The sequence below is a fragment of the Streptomyces sp. genome (assembly GCF_019510245.1).
GTDB lineage: Bacteria > Actinomycetota > Actinomycetes > Streptomycetales > Streptomycetaceae > Streptomyces.
In genome coordinates, this window is the sequence record NZ_JAEKKT010000170.1 from 23,842 (window position 1) to 42,499 (window position 18,658).

Sequence of the window (18,658 nt, forward strand, 5' to 3'; positions counted from 1 at the left end):
TGGCGTTGGGGGCCCGCGAACGGACCTCGAGAGGAGCGCAACCATGCCCTTCGCCACCGCCGGGGACGGCACGCAGATCTTCTACAAGGACTGGGGCTCGGGCCAGCCCGTCGTGTTCTCCCACGGCTGGCCGCTCACTGCCGATGCCTGGGACCCGCAGATGAAGCTCATGGCGGACAACGGATTCCGTGCCGTCGCCCACGACCGGCGTGGTGGCGGCCGTTCCGGTCAGCCCTGGGAGGGCAACGACCTCGACACCTACGCCGACGACCTGGCCGCGGTCATCGAAGCCGAGGACCTGCACGATGTCATTCTGGTCGGGCACTCCACCGGCGGCGGCGAGGTCACCCGCTACATCGGCCGGCACGGTACGGCGCGGGTGGCCAAGCTGGTCCTGCTCGGTGCGATCCCGCCGCTGATGCTGAAGACGGAAGCCAACCCCGAGGGCCTGCCGATCGGGGTGTTCGACGAGATCCGCCAGGGTGTGCTCACGGACCGCTCGCAGTACTACAAGGACCTCAGCGCCCCGTTCTACGGTGCCAACCGTGAGGGCTCGACCGTCTCCCAGGGAACGCGTGACGAGTTCTGGCTCTGGAGCATGACGGTCGGCATCAAGGGCGCCTACGACTGCGTCAAGGCGTTCTCCGAGACGGACACCACCGAGGACCTGAAGAAGGTCGATGTGCCGACCCTGATCGTGCATGGCGACGACGACCAGATCGTCCCCATCGTCTCCGCGGGCGCCAAATCATCGAAGCTCGTCAAGGGTGCGCAGTACAAGGTCTACGAGGGCGCACCGCATGGCCTTGCGATGGTGCCCAAGTACGCCGAGATCTTCAACAGGGACCTGCTTGAGTTCGCGCGCGGTTAGCGGCGGCCCGCACCCCGGGGAACGGGACATCCGCCGGCACCGCCGCCGGCCGGGGCACCATTCGAAAGCGGCGCTGCGGCCGGCCGTCGGGCGGGACGCGCGCCGCCTGACAGACCGCGGGCCTTGGGCGCATGCGGGGTTTCGCCGGCCGGCGGTCGCAGCCCTGCGCTGTGCAGTTTTGGCGGATGGCGGCGCTTTGGCGGAGAGGGCGATCGTGCGCCGTCTCCGCTTCGGGCGTGCGGTCCTGTGCCCCGTGGATGGACGGAGCGCGATCGGTCGGCTGTGTCAGCCGATCGGGCTTGCGCCCTGCTGGAAGACGTTGATGAGATTTCCGTCGTTGTCACGGATCGCGGTCGAGATGCTGCCGTCGCCGAGGTCCATCTGCTCCCAGACGGTCCTCACGCCCAGATCGCGGAAGGTGCGGGTCGCGCCGGCGAGGTCCTCGACGCGGAAGACCAGGGCCTTGGTGCCGATCGGGCGGATGTGCGCGGGGGGCTCTGCCGTCAGTTCGGGGATCCGCACGCCGTCCGCGGGCTGGAGGAGCTCGAGCCGGAACCCGGGACCTTCCAGGAAGGCGACGTCCGCCCCGATGGCGTCGAAGCGGGACCTCGCCAGCAGGGTGAGGCCGAAGACCCGGTTCCACCACTGGATCGACGCGTCGAGGTCACTGACGGAAATCGTCACATTGTGAAGGCTGTAGGTGAAGGGCGGCTGGGCAGCGGTGGTCATGGTGATCACTTTTCGTTGAGCATGTGCAGTGGTTTGCGGTTGGGTACGCGAGGTCCTCGCCCGGTCCCGCCCGGCTTCTCTCGGCCGTAGCAGCGGAAACGGTCTGTGCCCATCTGCTGTCGGCCCAATGCCACTTGCAGGAGCGAATCCACGGGCCATGGCTCAAAGGTAGGTCTTATGGACCATTCAGTCAAGAACATGTGTCCTCTTCGGGTGCATCGCGAAGTCGGTGATCAATCACCGGCCGCCGGCCTGCGCAGGAGAGGCGCGGCCGCGGTACTGCGCGGACGCGGGCAGCTGGAGTCCTCGCCTCCGGGGCCTGTGGGCGACGCTCCGGTGTCGTCGGCCGCCAAGGCGCCGTCCGGCCCGCGTCGAGGCGCCGTCGATGACGCGGCTGGGCGGCCGGAGAGCCTGCTCACGGGCATGGCGAGAGGGGCGGGCCGTCAACCGCGCCGGTGCACCCGCAGCCGGGCCGCGCCCGGGCCGCGCGCGTGGGGGGCGTTCGTGGGGCGGGTGCGCTGGATGCCCGCCGGCCGGCTCGGGCAGGCGCACCAGGGTCCCCGCCTGCCGGCGCATCACCCGCTGGAAGGCGCCGGCCCGCGGGTGTGGCGGGAGGGTCAGTGCCGGGACAGCTGCTTGAGGGCGGCCTGGCCTGTCTGCAGCAGGGCTGATCCGTCCATGCCGGTCTTGGCGAGGAACTCGATGCCCTGCATGACCGCGAGGAGCAGCCGCCCCAGCTCCTGGGCGTCCGCGTCCGGTTCGACCGCCCCCTCGTCCTGGGCTTCCTTCACGCAGGCGATCAGAAGGTCCTCGACCGCCTGATAGCTGGTCCGGGCCCGGGAGACGACATCCGGATCATTGCTGTGCAGCTCGGACGTGCTGTTGACCAGAAGGCAGCCGCGCCGCTGCGGGTCCTGCGTGAATCCCTTGGCCACCCCCTCGACGAGCAGGGTCAGGCGTTCGAAGGCCGTACCGGGCCCCGTGAGGACCGCCCGGACGCCCTTGAGCTGTTCGTCGCGGTAGCCGTCCAGCACGTGCAGGAACAGCTGCCGCTTGTCGCCGAAGGCCCCGTAAAGGCTCCCCTTGCCCAGTCCCGTGGCGTCCGTCAGGTCCTGCAGTGACGTAGCCGCGTAGCCCTGGTTCCAGAACTGCTCGCGCGCAGACTCCAGCACCTGGTTCTCGTCGAAGTTCCGCGGTCGTCCCATGTCCAGGAGCATACGTTCTTCTTGACCTACCGGTCCAGATTGCGGGGTACGCCGGGGCCTCCCCCGGCCGTACCCGGCGCCGGGTACGGCCGGGGGAGGCCCCGGCGGTCTCTCCGCCGCCGCCACGCAGGCGGGCAGGCCGCGCGATGGCGGGGGTGCGTGGTGCACGGCTGCCGGGCGGAGCCCTTCCCGGCGCACTCGCGGGCGGGCCGGCGCCGGCCCGCCCGCGAGTGCGCCGGGGTGTGGATGCGGTCACGTTCTTGCCCGGGCGGTCCATAACTTGGTTCTTTACCGTACAGTCCATAAGTGGGTCCGGAACCGCACGTTCCGGGCTGTAACCCCGCAGTGACACACGGTGCGCGGCATCTGGCGTTCGCACCGGACAGGAGTAAACGATCATGGGACAGCTTGACGGGAAGACGGCGGTCGTCACCGGAGGCAACAGCGGAATCGGACTGGCCACCGCCAAGCGATTCGCACGAGAGGGCGCACACGTGTTCATCACCGGCCGCCGGCAGGAGGCCCTCGACGCCGCGCTGGCCCAGATCGGCGCAGAAGCCACCGCCGTCAGGGGCGACGTCGCGAACCTCGCGGACATCGACCGCCTCTACGCGGCCGTAGCCGAGCGAGGCCGAGGCGTCGACGTCCTGTTCGCCAACGCGGGCGGCGGCGAGTTCGCCACTCTTGAGCAGGTCACCGAGGAGCACTTCGACGCCACCTTCGGCATCAACGTGCGCGGCATGCTCTTCACCGTTCAAAAGGCCGTTCCGCTGCTCAACGACGGCGCCTCGGTGATCCTGACCGGATCGACTGCCGCCACCTCAGGTGCCGCCGCCTTCGGCGTGTACGCCGCGTCCAAGGCCGCGGTCCGTTCCTTCTCCCGCACCTGGGCCAACGAGCTCAGCGGCCGCGCGATCCGGGTGAACACCCTGGTTCCCGGCCCGATCGTCACCCCCGGCATCACCGGCCTGGCCGCGGACGCCGACCAGGCCGCGAAGATGAGGGACACCTTCGCCAGCCAGATTCCGCTGGGCCGGATGGGACACCCGGACGAGACCGCAGCTGCCGCTCTGTTCCTCGCCGGCAGTGAGAGCAGCTTCGTCACCGGATCCGAGCTGTTCGTCGACGGCGGACTCAACCAGATCTGATCGCCGCAAGAGGATGCGCTGTGCGCGTCCCGGCGAAGACAAGAATGTGACCGCGCCGCGGTCACACCCGTAGTCGACGAGTCGACCGAGGGCGTGCAGCCGGGCGCCCTACGCACAGATGACCACCAGAGTGCCGTCGCCGCCGGCCTTGGCCGGCGCCGGCGCCCACGATCGGGCATGCCGCCGCAGCCGCTGAGGTCATACAGCCGTCGGAAGCGGCAGAAGACACGGGGCCTTTCACCGGCAGGGCACCCCAGGCCCGAACCGCCTCAAGTCTCTCCGCCGCTGCACACAGCACCCGTCGCCGGCGCTCGTGCCCCTGGTGGCGGCCGGCACGACCGCGGCTGCGCCTATGGGGAAGACGCCTGCTCCTGAGCGCCGGCGCCGGTGCAGGCGAGACGAGTGGGGCCCGGTCGCCGGCGGCCGGACCCACTCCTGTGGTGCCGTGCGAGCCAGATCGCCACCGCCGCCCTCCTTCGCGGCCGTCACCCACGCCCGTGCAGAGCGGACGAACCCGCGCAGCCGCAGCACCAGGAGGGCGGCCGCCGCCCGCCGAAGGGACGTGACGGCGAAATCCGCACCGCACAGGACGCGTGAGAAAACAGAACGGGCGGCCCGGAGACCGCGGCTGACGAGTCGTGTGCCGTGGCGTGCACTGCTGCGGCTCCTACGGTCCGCATCCCGCTGAACCGGACCAGAGGATGCCGAAGTGCTCAGCCGGGTCCGCAGGTCGGCCGGCGGCGGCGAGTTCGGGTCCGGCGCCGGCCCGCCCTCCGCGACCGGCGGCCGGCGGCCGGCGCCCGGCACCGCATCTGACGGGAGGGCCTTGCTCCTACAGGGCAAGGTCAGTGAGGACCAGCACGCGCTCGTAGGTGTAATCCGCCATGGCGAACTTCACTCCTTCGCGGCCGACACCAGACTGCTTGACCCCGCCGTAGGGCATCTGGTCGGCGCGATAGGAGGGCACGTCGCCGATCACGACTCCACCTACCTCCAGAGCCCGATGCGCCCGGAAGGCAGCCTGCAGGTCGCGTGTGAACACGCCTGTCTGCAGCCCGTACTTGGAGTCGTTCACGGCGGCGAAAGCCTCGGCCTCACTGGACACCTTGAGGACCGTGAGAACTGGCCCGAAGACCTCCTCGCAGGCCAGGGTCGCATCTGCCGGAACATCCGCGAGGACCGTAGGCGCGTACGAGGCTCCCTCGCGCTTGCCGCCCGTATACAGCGTGGCCCCCAAGCCCACGGCTTCGTCGACCCACGACTCGACGCGGCATGCCGCGTCCTCGCTGACAAGAGGACCCACATCGGTCCTGTCGTCCGAGGGGTCCCCGGTGACCTGGGACTCGACGGCCGCGACGATACGCGGCAGCAGCCGGTCGTACACCGCGGCGTCGGCTATGACACGCTGTACGGAGATACAGGACTGCCCGCCCTGGTAGTTGGAGAACACGGCGATACGCTGGGCGGCCCAGTCGAGATCCTCGTCGCTCGCACAGTCGGCCAGCACCACGGCCGCGCCGTTCCCGCCGAGTTCCAGCGTGCAGTGCTTCCTGGGAACTGTGTCCATGATGGCGTACCCGACCCTCTCGGAGCCGGTGAACGAGATGACGGGCAGGCGCTCGTCCTGCACCAGTCCCGGCATCCGGTCATCGGCGACGGGAAGGACGCTCCATGAACCGGCCGGCAGTCCGGTCTCGGCAAGCAGGTCACCGATGATCAGGCCCGAGAGCGGAGTGTTGGGCGCCGGCTTCAGGATGATCGGAGCGCCGGCCGCGATCGCCGGGGCGACTTTGTGGGCACATTGGTTCAGCGGGAAGTTGAACGGCGTGATCCCCAGCACGACGCCCTTCGGGAAGCGGCGGGTGAGCGCGAGCCGGCCCCGGCCGCCGGCGTCGGTGTCGAGCCGCTGAGCCTCGCCGCTATTGAAGCGGCGTGCTTCCTCCGCGGCGAACCTGAACACGGACACCGCACGGCCGACCTCGCCGCGAGCCCATTTGATCGGCTTTCCGTTCTCCGCGGATATGAGCTGCGCGATCTCCTCGCTGCGCTCCGCGAGGCGCTTGCTCACATGGTCGAGCGCGGCGGCACGCACATATGCCGGGGTAGCCGCGAACTCGTCGCGAACGGCGTACGCCGACGCCACCGCCTCCTCGACCTGCTCATCGGTGGGAACACTGACCTTTCCGATGAGTTGCCCGGTCCAGGGGGAGCTGACAGCCAGGGTCGTCTCACCACTGGCCGCGCGACCGGCGAGCCAGAAAGTACGGGTGGGAATCATGTCCGGTCACGGCCCTTTACGTCTGAAGGTGCGCTGACGTGTATCCGCCAGCAGTTAAAACCGTAGGACCGCCGAGGTGGCAGACGTTTTGTACGTCGTGTAGGGATCGCATGAACGCGTATGCCGGAAGGTAGGCTTGAGCGCGGTGGCCCGCCCTTCGGGCGACGGCTCGCAGTTGTCTGCGTTCGATACGGCACCGGTGACCGGCCCCGCTCATCTCGTCGCTGCATTGGTTCTTTCCATCCGGTCCTGGTGTGCCTGCCCGGCGGAACCTGCTCGACGCGCTGATGTCTCGCGTACTGGCCTCCCGCGGACGGGACTGCGGAAAGGAGTTCCTCAACGCTGAGTGTCGCGTGCGAAATGCGCGGATACCGCAAGGCCATGGCATCGTAGGCAAGGCGTCCACCGAAGGCTGCTGTCGCATCCGTGAAGGTGGTGACATGAAATCCGTGTTCCATGCGGCTGTGCGCTGCGGACTCGACGCACATGGTTCCGGCCATCGCAGAGAACCCGCCCGAGTGGCCCGCAGTCACCCTCTGGCTGGGAGCCGGCGCCCTATGGGTCCTGACTTCGCCGGCTTGCGTGGGCAGCCTTTTCCGCCGATGACGTCGTAGGGAAAGAATTAACGCACCCAGTCACTGGCCCCTTCATCTCATTGGTCCCGATCGTTCCGATGCTCCTCGGGGTCGCACTCGGGCCGTACGCAGAAACGGCCGGTACATACATCTGCCTCATTGCGTGTTCTGTCACTGTCTTTCTGGGCGGATGGCTGACCGGGACATGGATCCGCGTGGAAATGAAACTCGTGGACTGGCATCAGGGTGCTTCCTGCCTGCCGTTGTCGGCGGCCTCCTCGCCGCCGGGGGGGCTGCCCTCAACTGGACACGACTTTCAGAGCTCATGTTCGGGTTCGGGTTCATCTGCTGGGTGCTCCTCGGGTCAATCCTTCTCCTCAGGCTGTTCACGCACCCCGGACTGCCGAAGCATCTTCTTCCTGTCGGTGCAGTCTATTTGCGCCGCCTGTTGCGGCCGGGAACGTTTTGGTTTGCAATGATCGGAGGTCCGGGGGGGGGGGCTTTGTAGCGAGCGGACTGGCCGGCTGTGCACTGCTCATGGCGTTGGTGCGGATTTCCGTGATCTCTCCGTACCGGACAGCCCCTTTCGGTCCGTCGTACTGGGCATTCGCTTTCACTTACGGAGCAGCCGTTACGGACGTAATCATCTGGCTTGAGGCCGAGAACGTAGATGAGTCCAGAGCGTAGTGCGGGATTCCGTGGGTAGTCGACGTGAGTTGGTGGGGGAGCGGCGCGGCACCTGGGGAGGTCGAGCGCCGCTTCCTGCCGGCGGCGTGTCCTGGCAGGACGCCGGCCGGCGGCCGGGATGGCATCGTCCTTCGGGGGCATCCGGTAGGACATGGCTACTGGATCGGCATCGGCAACGGCACGCCAACTGGGTCAGGTTCACCGTGCGGCGAACGGCAGAGCGGTTGCGGCGGCGGCCCGTGCGGGCTTCGTCGGCCGCGGGGTCATCTACGTACTGATCGGCGTTCTCTCGCTGCGGATCGCGTTCACCGGCGGGGGCAGACAGGCCGACCGGGGTGGCGCGGTCGCCGAAATCGCTCAGAAGCCCTTCGGGACGGTACTGCTGTGGTTGCTCGGCATCGCCCTGGCGGGGATGGCTCTGTGGCGGCTGTCCGAGGCTGTCTTCGGACAGGCGGGCCCCGACGGCGGGAAGCTGGGCAGAAGGGCGATGGCCGCGGGCCGTTTCTGCTTCTACGGATTCGTCGCGTACTCCGTGCTCTCCTACGCGGCCGGGGACAAGGGCAGCGGCAGTGGCAGTTCCGACAAGAACTCCCAGGACGTCACGGCGAAGGCGCTTGCCTGGCCGGGCGGTCAGTGGATCGTCGGCGTGGCGGGCGCCGCGGTGGCCGCCGTCGGCATATGGATCGCCGTCCGGGCCCTCCTGCGCAGGTTCGAGAAGCACCTCAGGATGTCCGCCATGTCGCAGAGGGTGCGCAAGGTCGTGTCCTTCTTCGGCATGTTCGGCGGTACGGCCCGGGGCGCCGTCTTCGCCACCGCGGGCTGCTTCGCCATCGCCGCGGCCGTCCGCCACAGGCCCGGCGAGGCCAAGGGGATGGACGACACCCTGCGCACGTTCGCCGACACTCCTGCGGGCCCCTGGCTGCTGGCGCTGATAGCGGTCGGCCTCATGTCCTTCGGGGCCTTTTCCTGGGCCAGCGCGCGCTGGCGCGAGGTCTGACGGCGGGCCGGCGCCCCGAGCGGCCGCCTGCCGCCCCCACCGGAGAGGCCGGGCTGCTGAGACGGGGTCGGCTGGTGGGGGTGTCCAAGCCGGGTGGCGGCGTGGCTGTCGGGACGTGCGGCAGCTGCTCGCCGGACGCTGAGCGGCGTCGCCCGCACAGCACATCACGCGGGACGTCGGCGGGCCCGGAGTACGGCTGCGCTGTTACCCGGACCTGCGCCAGTGGGCCGTACCCGCCCTGCCGGAAGCAGTGTCGCTATCGGTCAGCGACGGTGCACCGCGGTGAGGACCGCGTGCCGGGTGGTGCCCGCCACGACCTCCACCACGACGTCGCCGGTGGCTGGCGTGCAGGAGCCGCCGGGGGCTCTGGCTCAACTTCTGTGATGTGCCTGCTTTCTGTGAGTGGCGGCCTTGCTGTAGGTCTCGGCGGGATCGTCTGGAAACTGGCGGTGCCGACTTCGTTCGGGCTGGTGGTTCTGGGCTGTGCGCGAGGTAGTGCTCCAGCGGGAAGAGCTGGTCTTCCTGGCGGATCCGGGGATCGGTGTGGCGTGGGTGCAGGACGGTGGCGAGGTGATCCAAGTCGGTGTCAGATGCCGGACGGCGGGGGCTCGGTGCCCGGGCGGTGGGAGCTGGTCCGGGCGGCTGCACGGCTCTTACCTGCGGTTTCCCGCTGCCTCCCGGTGGCGGGACGGCGGGTGCTGCTGCGGCTTCGTGTCCGGCGCTTCACGTGCGAAGACGTCTGCTGCGGGCGGCGGACGTTCCTCGGGCAGGTCGCGGGCCTGACCCGGCGGTGCAGCCAGTGCACCGAACGAATGCGGTCGGTGCTGGCGGAGGTCGGCCTCGCCCTGGCCGGCCGCGCCGGTGCCCGGCTGGCCGACGTCTTCGGGGCGAGGACCGGCCGGAACACGGTCCTACGGCCCGTCGGCGCTCTCCCCGGACCCCAGCCACCGGTCCCGCGTGCGGTCGGCGTCGGCGAGTACGCGATGCGCAAGGGCCGTGTCTGGAGGACCGTGCCGGCCGACGTCGAGACCCGCAGACCGGTGGACCTCCTGCCGGATCGCGAGGGCAGACACGGTCGCGGCCCGGCTGGCCGAGCACCCGGGGATCGAGGCCGTCTGCCGTGACCGTGCCCCGTTCTTCGCCGAGGGCGCCAGGACCGGGGCACCCGCCGCGGTCCAAGTCGCCGACCGGTTCCGCCTCTGGCGCAGCCTCGGCGAAGCGGCCGAGCGGTGCGTCTCCCGCCGCCGTCCGTGCCTCCGCGCGGCCTTGGCCGCATCGGAGTCGGAGAAGGCTCCAGCTCTGGCACCGGCCAAGAGCGGGTCGCCGTGGCCCACTGGGACCGGTTCGCCGACCGCACCCGCGCCACGCACGCCGCCGTCCACGCGCTGCTGGCCGCCGGCCACAGCCGACGCTCGATCCAGCGGCAGCCCGGCATGACGTGTCGCACCGTCCAACGGCTGGCCGGCGCCGCGAGGCCGCAAGACCTGTTCCAGGGGCGGTGGCAGAACCGCAGGACCAGGCTCGACGACTTCAAGCCCTACCTGCACGAGCGATGGGCCGAAGGCTGCACGAACGCCTTGGTCCTTCGGGAAGAGGCCAGGACGCACGGCTACACCGGCGGCTACGGAGCCGTCCGCGCCTGCCTCCAGCCGTTTTGCACATCCCCGGCCGCACCGGCAACCCGGCCACCGCCCCGCGCCCGGTCACCGGCTGGATCCTGACTCACCCCGACACTCTGCCTGGGAACGAGCGCCTGAAGCTCAAATCCGTCCTCGCCGGCTGCCCCGAACCGGAGGCCCTCACCGGGCACGTCCGCGCGTTCGGGAAGATACTCACCCAGCTCCAGGGCTGCCGGCTCCCGCACTGGATCGAGGCGGTCCGCGCCGACGATCTGCCCAGCCTCCACACCTTCGTCAACGGTCTCGAACGAGATCTCGCCGCCGTCACCGCCGGCCTGACACTGCCGTGGAGCTCCGGCGTCGTCGAAGGCCACGTCAACCGGATCAAGATGATCAAGCGCCAGATGTACGGCCGGGCCGGCTTCGGCCTGCTGCGGAAGCGAGTCCTGCTGGCCTGACCGCAGCTCTGTTGCTCAACGAGCCGGTCTGTTCAGCTGATCGCGAGCGACACAGGATCCAGGCCCGGCTTGCTCCGGCACGAGTCGACGGCCCGGGCCGCCCGAGCAGTCACGGCGCCTGTCGGCTGAGTTCGGGTGCCAGCGGCGTGCACTGGTCGTCGGTGCGCAACGGCTCGGGGCTGACTCGGACTGCCTCCACGTGGAAGGCCAGGTGATCCACGTCGTGCCACAGCCACATCGCGCCGACGTGCAGACCGCTGCCGGCTGTGAGCGGCGGGGTGAACTCACAACCCCGAGCCACCACCCGTGATCGTCGATCCACAGCCGCGACCGACCGTGCCGGGCCGGGCCGAGCGGCTTCAGAAACTCCCACGCCGCCGGGGTGATGATCCGGAGAACCGGGCTGTGATCTGCCATGACTGGGATTGCCGACCGTCCTGCCGGCACCTCCGTAGGTCCTGAGCGTCACCGTTGCACAGAAGTTGGACCAGAGCCCGTTCTCGTGGGCAGGGCCACCCGCCCAGGGGGTGAGGTGGGAGGGGCCCGCTGTGCGGGGGCAGGGGCGCGGGGAACACACCGGCGTGCGCACGGCGCCCCGGTGCCGCCCTGTTGCCGGGCCGCGCCCGGGCCGTCTACGCCTCGCGGCGCTGTGCTTCCTCCCGTGTGGGCTGGGAGGGGATGCTCGTCGTGAGCGGTGCGATGGGGCGGGTGCTGGTGCGCGGGACTCCTTCGTAGCGGCTGGGGAAGGGGTATTTGCGGTCCAGGAACCTGCGGATGGCGGCCTGGGCAGCCGGTCTGGCCTCCGGGGGCGTGTCCACGTCGTTGAGGCAGAAGAAGTCGATGTCCTCGCCGGCGGCGAGGCGGGCCAGACGGCGGTGCATGTCCGGTGTGCCCAGCTGGACGTAGCGGAAGCGGTAGTCGGCGGGGACGGCCCGGCCCGTTGCCATCGCCCAGTGGTGGTGGAGCGTGGATGCCGGAGCGACGTCGGCGGTGGAACGGAAACGGGAATGGGACGTCTGTTTGAGTTCCTCGATTTCCAGGCTCTCCATCTCGCGCATCACGGACAGCAGTTGGGGGTGGGGGGTGTGCAGCGACTTGTGCGTGATGTGTCTGCCGTGGAAGCGCCTGATCACCTCGCGGGCGTTCTTGCCGGCGGAGTTCGGGGCCGGTTCGAGTGGGTGCGGGGCGCCTACGCCGAGTTTCAGGGGAGACAGGGGGATGCGGGCGATGCCGTTGCCGTGGAAGAAGTGCTCGGGGTGTACCGGGCGGTTGATGAAGACGTCGTCGTTGAAGTATAGGTAGTGCTCCGACAGGCCCGGGATGTGGTGCAGGCGGCTCTCTATCGCGTGCGAGTTGAACACCGGGAGTGCGTCGGGCGGGAGGATCTCCCGGTGGTCGATCACCGTCAGGCCTTCCGCCTGCGGGTCCAGCCAGGACGGGATCTGGGAGTCGGTGACCAGGTAGACGTGCCGGACGAACCCGGCGTACATCTCCAGCGAGCGCAGCGCGTACTTCAGTTCGTCATGGCTGGTGTAGCGGGAGGCGCCGGTCTCGCGCGGAGCGATGACGTTGTCGGAGAGTTCCTGGTGGGCCCGGCGCTTCGCGGCCATCGCCGGGTCGTCCCCGTCCACCCAGGTGTACACGGCGTCGAGGGGGAACAGCACCTCGTCGATGCCGGGCTCGGCGAACGGGGCGAACGTCGGGACGGTTCGGCGGCGGACCGCCACCGCCGCCGGTTGCCGCGCCGTCACCGGGAGCACTTCCGCCACGGGGTTGCGGCGCGGGGCGACGAGCGCCGGCCCGAAGACGTCCGGCAGCCGGCTGCCGGGCACGGTGAGCCAGGCCAGTTCGGTGCCGCCGGCGCTGCCCGCGGCTGAATCCGAGGGAGCGCCGAGGTCCCGGCCGTGCCGCCAGAACTCGATGTCGCACCCCGTCTCCAGGCCGCTGAGCACCTGCCCTGCCGGGCCCAGGCGTACCTCGCCGGTGCGCAGTACGGCGGCCCGCCGCAGCGCCCGGGGCAGCCTGCCGTCGGCCCACAGCACCGCGGTCGTCACGGCGCCGCCCGGTCCGACGGCGCCGACGTACCCGGCGGTGCCGGCGAAGCACTGGGCGGCGCGGGCGAGGATCGCGTCGCGGTGGGTCTCCTCGACGCCGACGACCTGCCGCGGCGCGCCGTGTCCGTGGTCGGAGGGAATAAGGAAGTACGGGACGTGCAGCCCTTCCAGGAGGGTGCAGACCCGTTCGAGATCGGCTCCGGCGGCGTTTGCGGCCGTGTAGGCGTCGACCGTACGGCCGTACAGCCGCGTCGGTCCGAAGGCGATCCCGCGCCCGGGGACGGCGGCGCGCAGGCGTCGTCGGGCCCGGGTCGCGCGCAGCGCCCAGAGCCCGGCCGACAGCCAGGCGCACAGGCGCGCCGGCAGGTTACGGGCGGCGCGCAGGCCCGCGGGCGCCGTGAACGTGAAGCGGTGACGGATGTCCATGCCCCCCAGCCCCCGTCAGTTCTGCTTCTCGACGGGCTTTTCGACGGGCTTCTCGAAGGGGCTCGCGAAGGGGAAGTAGTCCTCCAGGAACTCGTGCATCCGGACGCCGACCCGTTCCCGCTCCTCCGGCGGCACGTCGACGTCGTTGAGGCAGAAGAAGTCGAAGCGGCGGGTGCGGCGCAGGTCGGCCAGGCGGGCCTCGGCGTCCGGACGGCTGATGTTGACGTACCGGAAGCCGAACCGGCCCGGCACACCGCGGCCGGTCATCAGCGCGTACTGGTAGAGCAGCGGGGCCGTAACGGCGATGTCCTGCGGCGAGCGGAAGCGGGACGCCGTGGTGCGGCCGATGTCCTGCGGGAAGAGGTCCTCCAGGTCCCGCAGGGTCTCGCGGTGCTGCGGCAGCGGCGTGTGCATGAAGTTGTTCGTGGTCATCCGCCCGAACTTCTCCAGCAGCAGCCGGCGGACGTTCTTGCTCGCGGAGTTGGTGGCGGTCTCCTCGGCGTGCGGCTTGCCGACCCCGATCTTGAGCGGGGACACCGGGATCTTCATCAGACCGCTGCCGTGGAAGAAGTGCTCCGCGGTGACCCGGCGGCCGACGAACACGTCGTCGTTGAAGTAGAGGTAGTGGTCCGACAGGCCGGGGATGTGGTGCAGCCGGGTCTCGATCGCGTGCGAGTTGAACACCGGCAGGACGTCCGCCGGGAAGATGTCGCGGTGGTCGACGACCGTGATCCCCGGGGCCGTGTCGTCGAGCCAGTGCGGCTTCTGGCCGTCGGTAACGAGGTAGATGTGACGGACGAAGTCGGCGTACATGGCCAGCGAGCGCAGTGAGTACTTCAGCTCGTCGTGGCTCGTGTAGCGGGAGGCGTTGGTCTCCTTGTCCAGGATCTCGGCGGTGCCGCGCTCCTGGTAGCGGGCGCGCTTGGCCCGCATCTGCGGCTCCTCGCCGTCCACCCAGGTGTAGACGACGTCGACGGGGAAGGTCACGTCGTTCACGGTCGGCAGGGTGAGCGCGGCGAAGCTCGGCAGCTCCCGGTCGCCGATCCGGACCACGGCCGGTGTCTGCTCGGACGCCGGCAGTACGTCGGTGATGCCGTTGTTGCGGGGTGCGACGAGGGACTCGGCGAAGACGTCCTCGCAGGCCTGCGGCTGGACCGCGGCCAGGCGCCGGGGCCCTGCGGCGGAGGCGAGGAGCTGTGCCCCGTCCTCCCAGAACTCGACGTCGCAGGCGAGTTCCGGGCCGGCGAGCAGCTGGCCCGCGGGGCCCAGGTGGTTCTCCCCGATCCGCAGGACCGGGGCCGTACGCAGCGCGGCCGGCAGGATGCCGTCCATGAACAGGGCGGGGTGCCTGAGCTTTCCGCCGGGCAGCGGTCTGCCGATGAACACCGCCTTCCCCGCGTTCTGCGCCTCCAGGGCGGTGAGGAGACGCTCCCGGTCCACGGCGTTCACACCGACCGTGTGGCGCGTGCGCGAGGCCGGCACCAGGAAGTAGGGGATGCCGTCGTGCTCCAGCGCGGCGAGGACCAGTCCGAGGTTGGCGGCGGCCGCCTCGGCGGCGCTGAACCGGGTCACGACCCGTCCGTAGAGCTGCTGGCCGCGCACCGCCACCGGGCGGAGCACCGGGTCCGTGACCGCCGCCATGCGGCGCCGCCGCATGGTGCGCAGCTGCCAGACCTTCTCGGCGGCCTTCCGCTCGACTCGCGGTCGTATCCGCCGGGCAAAGGAACGCACGGTCACGTTCTGAGCTCCTCTACATCAACCTCTGTACAACCTTGCGTTAACCAGACGGACACCTGGGTCGGATGGTTGTAGAAAATTTCTCAGAGAATTAAGGAAAAGCCGAACGCGCACACAACCGCCTCACACCTGAGTGTGCTACAGGCTCGCCGGCGGTACGTGGTGACGGCTACTGGCAGGATCGCGAAGGCCAGGACGCCGCCGGTGAGGGCGAGGACGGGAGGGCCGGCCGCGCCGACGAGGAGGCCGCAGCTCAGGCCGCCACCGCATTCCACGGTCACGGAGCGTGGACAGCAGCTGCCTCACACCACCCGATACAGCGCTCAGGATGATCGACGCCTACCCATCCCAAGGCCGTGGACGAGACCTTCGTGGTCCCGCGCAGGCGGGGGAGGGTACGTCCCCGCCGAAGGCCACCACGAACACAGCGTCCGCTGCCGCAGCGCCTGGCGCCGCCTGACACCAGGCACCCTTGGCAGACTTGATTCCACAGAATGCGAAACCGGCACGCCACGTGGCTGGAGCGCATCGACCGCAAGGCTGATGCCCTGCGGCAGCGACAAGCCGAAGAGGAGCGCGCCCGGCACGCCGCCCGCCCACGCCGGACCGGATCCTCGAACTGAACCGCGCCACGGGGCACCCCCCGGCCGCGCATGCCGGCGACTGCGGGATGGCCGACCGCCGGAGACAGCCGGTCGGCCAATGCGACGCCCGCCGCCTCCTCACCACCGGCAGGGTGCCGTCCTGCCCGGCGTGCCGCCCGGACACCGCACGGCACATCGCCGGGCTCAGCCGGCCCCGCTCGCCCGCCTGCCCGCGTCACGGAGAACCTTGTGCAGGGGACAGCGTCCCCGGGCCTCACCTCTTGCCCATGAGGACGATCGTTCGGCGATGCCTCATGGAGCCTTTCGCCGCGTAGGCGACCGCCCTTCACGGCCACGCACACCTCAGTGGCCCGTCCCGGATCTCACGGGGCGGCCCACCGTCATGTCCGGCCGCTACCGGCTGCCAGCGCATGCCGAGCTGGTCGAGGTCGGCGCGGCGCTGCGGGCTGAGCTTGGCGGCCCTCCTGCGGACGTTGTCGAGCCAGGCCCCCCAGCTCGTGCTCGGCGCCGTCCACGATCTCCACCGTCTTGCGCGGCGCCTGCAAGTGGCCCTCGCGGGCATGGAACTGGCGGGCGGCGACGAGGTTCGCCGTCCAGCGGGCATCCTGCGACCGGGGCGCGCCCGCGGCCGGCTCTCCCTCGGCGGCAGGCTCGATGCCGACTGTCTCCAGGAGCCACTGCTGTGCGGGCATCAGCCGCTCCCACCCGGCCCGCTGCGCGGCGATCCACACGGCCAGGTCCTCGCCCTGGACGATGAGTTGACCCGGTGCGGCCGGGAGGGCGCCGTCCGCTTTCACCTGGGCGAGTACGAGCCGGAACATGCGCTGCCAGGAGATCTCCCATGCCGGGCGCCACCCGGGGCCTCGGCAAGCCGGACGAGGGCACCGTCTGAGACTGGCTCTGTCCGCAGTTCCGTGAATCCCCAGGTCAGCGATGTGAGCGAGGGACCGCTTCGGCAGAGTATGTCCCGGCATGGCGAGCAAGACGGTCGAGGCTGTGCTGTTTCCCGGGATAGATGTGCGAGTGGAGCACGTCAGCGACTCCTGCGACGTCCCGGTGGTGGAGGCGGTGTCCACCGCTCGCCCGAGCCGTTGCCCCGACTGCCGGAAAAAGGCAAGGCGCACGCACAGCTCGTATCAACGCGGCTTGAACGAAAGGCCGTTGGGATCTCACCGGGTCATAGTCCGGCTGCGGGTCCGTCGATACTTCTGTGACCGGAAAAGCTGTGCCCGCAAGACGTTCGTGGAGCAGGTGCCGGGCCTGTCCGAGCGGCACCGCCGCTCCAGCACGGGTCTGACAGGCTGGCTGCGGTCGATCGCGATCGAGCTCGGCGGACGTCCGGCCGCGCGGTTGTGCCGCCGCCTGCGGCTGGCCGCGGGCCGGACCCGGCTGCTCAGGCTGCTGACGGCGCCGACGGTGCCGGCCCGTGCGCCGCGGGTGCCGGGGGTGGACGAGTTCGCCTTCCGCAAGGGCTGCACCTACGGCACCGTGCTGGTGGACGTCGAGGCCGGCCGGGTCGTGGACGTACTGCCCGACCGCACCTCGGAGACGTTCGCGGCCTGGCTCACCGAGCATCCCGGCGCGGAGATCATCTGCCGGGACCGGGCCACCGCCTACACCAAGGCAGTCAGGGAAGCCGCCCCTCACGCCGAAGTCGCCGACCGGTGGCACCTGTTGCAGAACCTGTCCGCTGCGGTGGAGAAGACCTGCCACCAGCACCGCGACTGCCTGCGCAAACGTGCCGAGGAGGAGACGGTGACCGAGGTGCCGGAGCCGCCCCCGATGCTGTTACCGCCTGCGGAACTGCCCCGCACCCAGATCATCGAACGCACCCGCCATCGCCATGAAGACATCCATCGCCTGCTGGAGAAACGCTGGACGATCAGCGCCATCGCCCGCCGTCTCAACCTCGACCGCACGACCGTGCGCCGCTTCCGCGACACCGCTCTCGACGAGCTGCTGGCCTCCGCCCGCGAGCGACGCCCAGACGGCGTGCCGGAGCCGTTCAAGGCATACCTCAACGCCCGCTTCACTGAGGCTGAAGGCCAGGTCAGCGGCACCCGGCTGTTCCTGGAGATCCAGGCTCGCGGCTATCGCGGCAGCCGTCGGGTCGTCCGCAAACACCTCGCCGCCCTCCGCGTCGGCACCGCAGAACCGGTCCGGGCCGACATTCCGAGCCCTCGGAAGATCACCTCGTGGATCATGCGGCCCCGGGAGACGCTCAACGAGAGCCAGGACGAGCGGCTCCTTCAAGTCCGGCTCGCCTGCCCGGACATCACCCGGGCCTGCGACCTCGCTCGGGCCTTCGCAGATCTGGTGCGTCACCGGCGCGGATACCTTCTGCTGGAGTGGATCCGGCAGGCCGAGCAGGACGCACCGAAGCCCATGAAGGGCTTCGCCGGCTTCCTCAGCCAGGACCTCGACGCAGTGACCGCAGGCCTGACCCTGCCCCGGAGCTCTGGAGCCGTCGAAGGAAACGTGAACCGGGTGAAGACACTCGAGCGGGCTATGTATGGCCGAGCCTCGTTCGCCCTCCTCCGGACCAGGATTCTCATCCAACCATGAGGGCTGCGGCCCACGCTCGCCTCACGCGACGAGCCTGGTAGCAAAGGCCGCTATCAGGGTGTCCGCCCTCAGTAGCAGCTCATGGTTGGAAGTTCCCGCCACGCGTACAGAAACCTCATCGCCACCCACGGCCTTGGCAAGATGCACTTCGAGGTGATGGTCCGATCCGACGAGTGGATAGCTGTACCAACGATCCGGGTGCTCATCATCGGTGGCCTCAAGACCGACTTCGACCGCCTGCCAGTCGGTGCCATCGAAGTCATAGTTGGCGTAACGCGCCAAGAGAGCCATGAAGGGCTGGACGTCCTCGTTCCAGAACCAGCCCTCTATCCCGCGTGCCCGGTCGCTCTCCACCATCCGGCCAGGGTGCCACATGCGGCATGTTCGCTCCTTGTCATATGTCCGTTCACGGAACTGCGGACAGACCCGTTTTCAGCAATCGCCATCAGTTGAAGGCGGCCGACCGGTTCAGACAGGGCGACGAGAACACGGTGATCGCTCACGATCTGCGGGGCAGCGTGCGATCGGTACTGCGTTGGCGCAAGGCTTGGTCGCAGGACGGGCCGTGAGGTTCCCCCGAGATGCGGGGATGGGTGACAGGGGGTCAGATGGGTCTCACGAGAGGAGCCCAGACGATGCCTGCCCCGAGGAAGTACCCGCTGGAGTTGCGTGAGCGTGCGGTTCGGATGTACCGGACCGCCGAG

13 protein-coding genes and 2 pseudogenes are annotated in these 18,658 nt (G+C 69.8%); 7 read left to right on the top strand and 8 right to left on the bottom strand.

The annotated features are described in order from the left end of the window. Positions 1-43: 43 nt before the first annotated feature. Positions 44-871 carry an alpha/beta hydrolase gene (locus JF597_RS33315; RefSeq protein WP_294003840.1) on the top strand — a complete coding sequence of 276 codons (828 nt, stop codon included), beginning with the start codon at positions 44-46 and terminating at the stop codon, positions 869-871. Positions 872-1,156: 285 nt separating this feature from the next. Here the strand turns inward: JF597_RS33315 and JF597_RS33320 are convergent, their stop codons facing one another. Next, entirely contained in the window at positions 1,157-1,600 is a 444-nt protein-coding gene (locus JF597_RS33320) for a VOC family protein (RefSeq protein WP_294003843.1), read from the bottom strand. 617 nt (positions 1,601-2,217) lie between these two features. After that, positions 2,218-2,805: a TetR/AcrR family transcriptional regulator gene (locus tag JF597_RS33325; protein ID WP_294003846.1), complete on the bottom strand. Its 588-nt coding sequence runs from the start codon at positions 2,803-2,805 to the stop codon at positions 2,218-2,220. A gap of 398 nt (positions 2,806-3,203) precedes the next feature. Here JF597_RS33325 and JF597_RS33330 point away from each other — a divergent pair, with 398 nt between their 5' ends. After that, positions 3,204-3,953, top strand: a complete 750-nt coding sequence (locus tag JF597_RS33330) for an SDR family oxidoreductase (protein ID WP_294003849.1) — start codon at positions 3,204-3,206, stop codon at positions 3,951-3,953. 832 nt (positions 3,954-4,785) lie between these two features. Here the strand turns inward: JF597_RS33330 and JF597_RS33335 are convergent. Further along, a complete protein-coding gene (locus tag JF597_RS33335; RefSeq protein WP_294003852.1) occupies positions 4,786-6,231 on the bottom strand; it encodes an aldehyde dehydrogenase family protein in 1,446 nt (481 codons plus the stop codon). 1,413 nt (positions 6,232-7,644) lie between these two features. On the opposite strand from JF597_RS33335, the gene JF597_RS33340 reads away from it, so the two are divergent. The 3 genes and pseudogenes from JF597_RS33340 to JF597_RS33350 all read left to right on the top strand — a co-directional run. Further along, positions 7,645-8,490 (top strand): DUF1206 domain-containing protein, encoded by an 846-nt coding sequence (locus JF597_RS33340; RefSeq protein WP_294003855.1) that lies wholly within the window; start codon positions 7,645-7,647, stop codon positions 8,488-8,490. A 157-nt stretch (positions 8,491-8,647) separates the two neighbouring features. Next, a pseudogene (locus JF597_RS33345) lies at positions 8,648-8,776 on the top strand (DUF6207 family protein); the annotation flags it as partial. 1,605 nt (positions 8,777-10,381) lie between these two features. Further along, positions 10,382-10,567: pseudogene (locus tag JF597_RS33350) on the top strand (ISL3 family transposase); the annotation flags it as partial. A gap of 109 nt (positions 10,568-10,676) precedes the next feature. Here the strand turns inward: JF597_RS33350 and JF597_RS33355 are convergent. The 3 genes from JF597_RS33355 to JF597_RS33365 all read right to left on the bottom strand — a co-directional run bounded on the left by JF597_RS33355 (position 10,677) and on the right by JF597_RS33365 (position 14,784). Then, positions 10,677-10,868, bottom strand: a complete 192-nt coding sequence (locus JF597_RS33355; protein WP_294003857.1) for a hypothetical protein — start codon at positions 10,866-10,868, stop codon at positions 10,677-10,679. A 331-nt stretch (positions 10,869-11,199) separates the two neighbouring features. Continuing rightward, positions 11,200-13,047 (bottom strand): stealth family protein, encoded by a 1,848-nt coding sequence (locus JF597_RS33360; RefSeq protein ID WP_294003860.1) that lies wholly within the window; start codon positions 13,045-13,047, stop codon positions 11,200-11,202. Positions 13,048-13,062: 15 nt separating this feature from the next. Then, entirely contained in the window at positions 13,063-14,784 is a 1,722-nt protein-coding gene (locus JF597_RS33365) for a stealth family protein (RefSeq protein ID WP_294003862.1), read from the bottom strand. Between the two features lie 670 nt (positions 14,785-15,454). Here JF597_RS33365 and JF597_RS55730 point away from each other — a divergent pair. Then, a complete protein-coding gene (locus JF597_RS55730; protein ID WP_366916478.1) occupies positions 15,455-15,703 on the top strand; it encodes a hypothetical protein in 249 nt (82 codons plus the stop codon). Between the two features lie 66 nt (positions 15,704-15,769). On the opposite strand, the gene JF597_RS33370 is transcribed toward JF597_RS55730, so the two are convergent. Further along, a complete protein-coding gene (locus tag JF597_RS33370; RefSeq protein ID WP_294003864.1) occupies positions 15,770-16,210 on the bottom strand; it encodes a hypothetical protein in 441 nt (146 codons plus the stop codon). A 151-nt stretch (positions 16,211-16,361) separates the two neighbouring features. Here JF597_RS33370 and JF597_RS33375 point away from each other — a divergent pair, with 151 nt between their 5' ends. Then, positions 16,362-17,954: an ISL3 family transposase gene (locus JF597_RS33375; protein ID WP_294003867.1), complete on the top strand. Its 1,593-nt coding sequence runs from the start codon at positions 16,362-16,364 to the stop codon at positions 17,952-17,954. 21 nt (positions 17,955-17,975) lie between these two features. Here the strand turns inward: JF597_RS33375 and JF597_RS33380 are convergent, their stop codons facing one another. Then, the gene (locus JF597_RS33380; RefSeq protein ID WP_294003870.1) at positions 17,976-18,311 is read right to left on the bottom strand and encodes a hypothetical protein; all 336 of its coding nucleotides are present in this window, start codon (positions 18,309-18,311) and stop codon (positions 17,976-17,978) included. Positions 18,312-18,658 lie beyond the last annotated feature (347 nt).

Coding starts and splice junctions, on each gene's coding strand:
- JF597_RS33315 (WP_294003840.1), top strand. CDS start 44: ATGCCCTTCGCCACCGCCGGGGACGGCACGCAGATCTTCTACAAGGAC.
- JF597_RS33320 (WP_294003843.1), bottom strand. CDS start 1,600: ATGACCACCGCTGCCCAGCCGCCCTTCACCTACAGCCTTCACAATGTG.
- JF597_RS33325 (WP_294003846.1), bottom strand. CDS start 2,805: ATGGGACGACCGCGGAACTTCGACGAGAACCAGGTGCTGGAGTCTGCG.
- JF597_RS33330 (WP_294003849.1), top strand. CDS start 3,204: ATGGGACAGCTTGACGGGAAGACGGCGGTCGTCACCGGAGGCAACAGC.
- JF597_RS33335 (WP_294003852.1), bottom strand. CDS start 6,231: ATGATTCCCACCCGTACTTTCTGGCTCGCCGGTCGCGCGGCCAGTGGT.
- JF597_RS33340 (WP_294003855.1), top strand. CDS start 7,645: ATGGCTACTGGATCGGCATCGGCAACGGCACGCCAACTGGGTCAGGTT.
- JF597_RS33360 (WP_294003860.1), bottom strand. CDS start 13,047: ATGGACATCCGTCACCGCTTCACGTTCACGGCGCCCGCGGGCCTGCGC.
- JF597_RS55730 (WP_366916478.1), top strand. CDS start 15,455: ATGGCCGACCGCCGGAGACAGCCGGTCGGCCAATGCGACGCCCGCCGC.
- JF597_RS33370 (WP_294003864.1), bottom strand. CDS start 16,210: ATGTTCCGGCTCGTACTCGCCCAGGTGAAAGCGGACGGCGCCCTCCCG.
- JF597_RS33375 (WP_294003867.1), top strand. CDS start 16,362: ATGGCGAGCAAGACGGTCGAGGCTGTGCTGTTTCCCGGGATAGATGTG.
- JF597_RS33380 (WP_294003870.1), bottom strand. CDS start 18,311: ATGGTGGAGAGCGACCGGGCACGCGGGATAGAGGGCTGGTTCTGGAAC.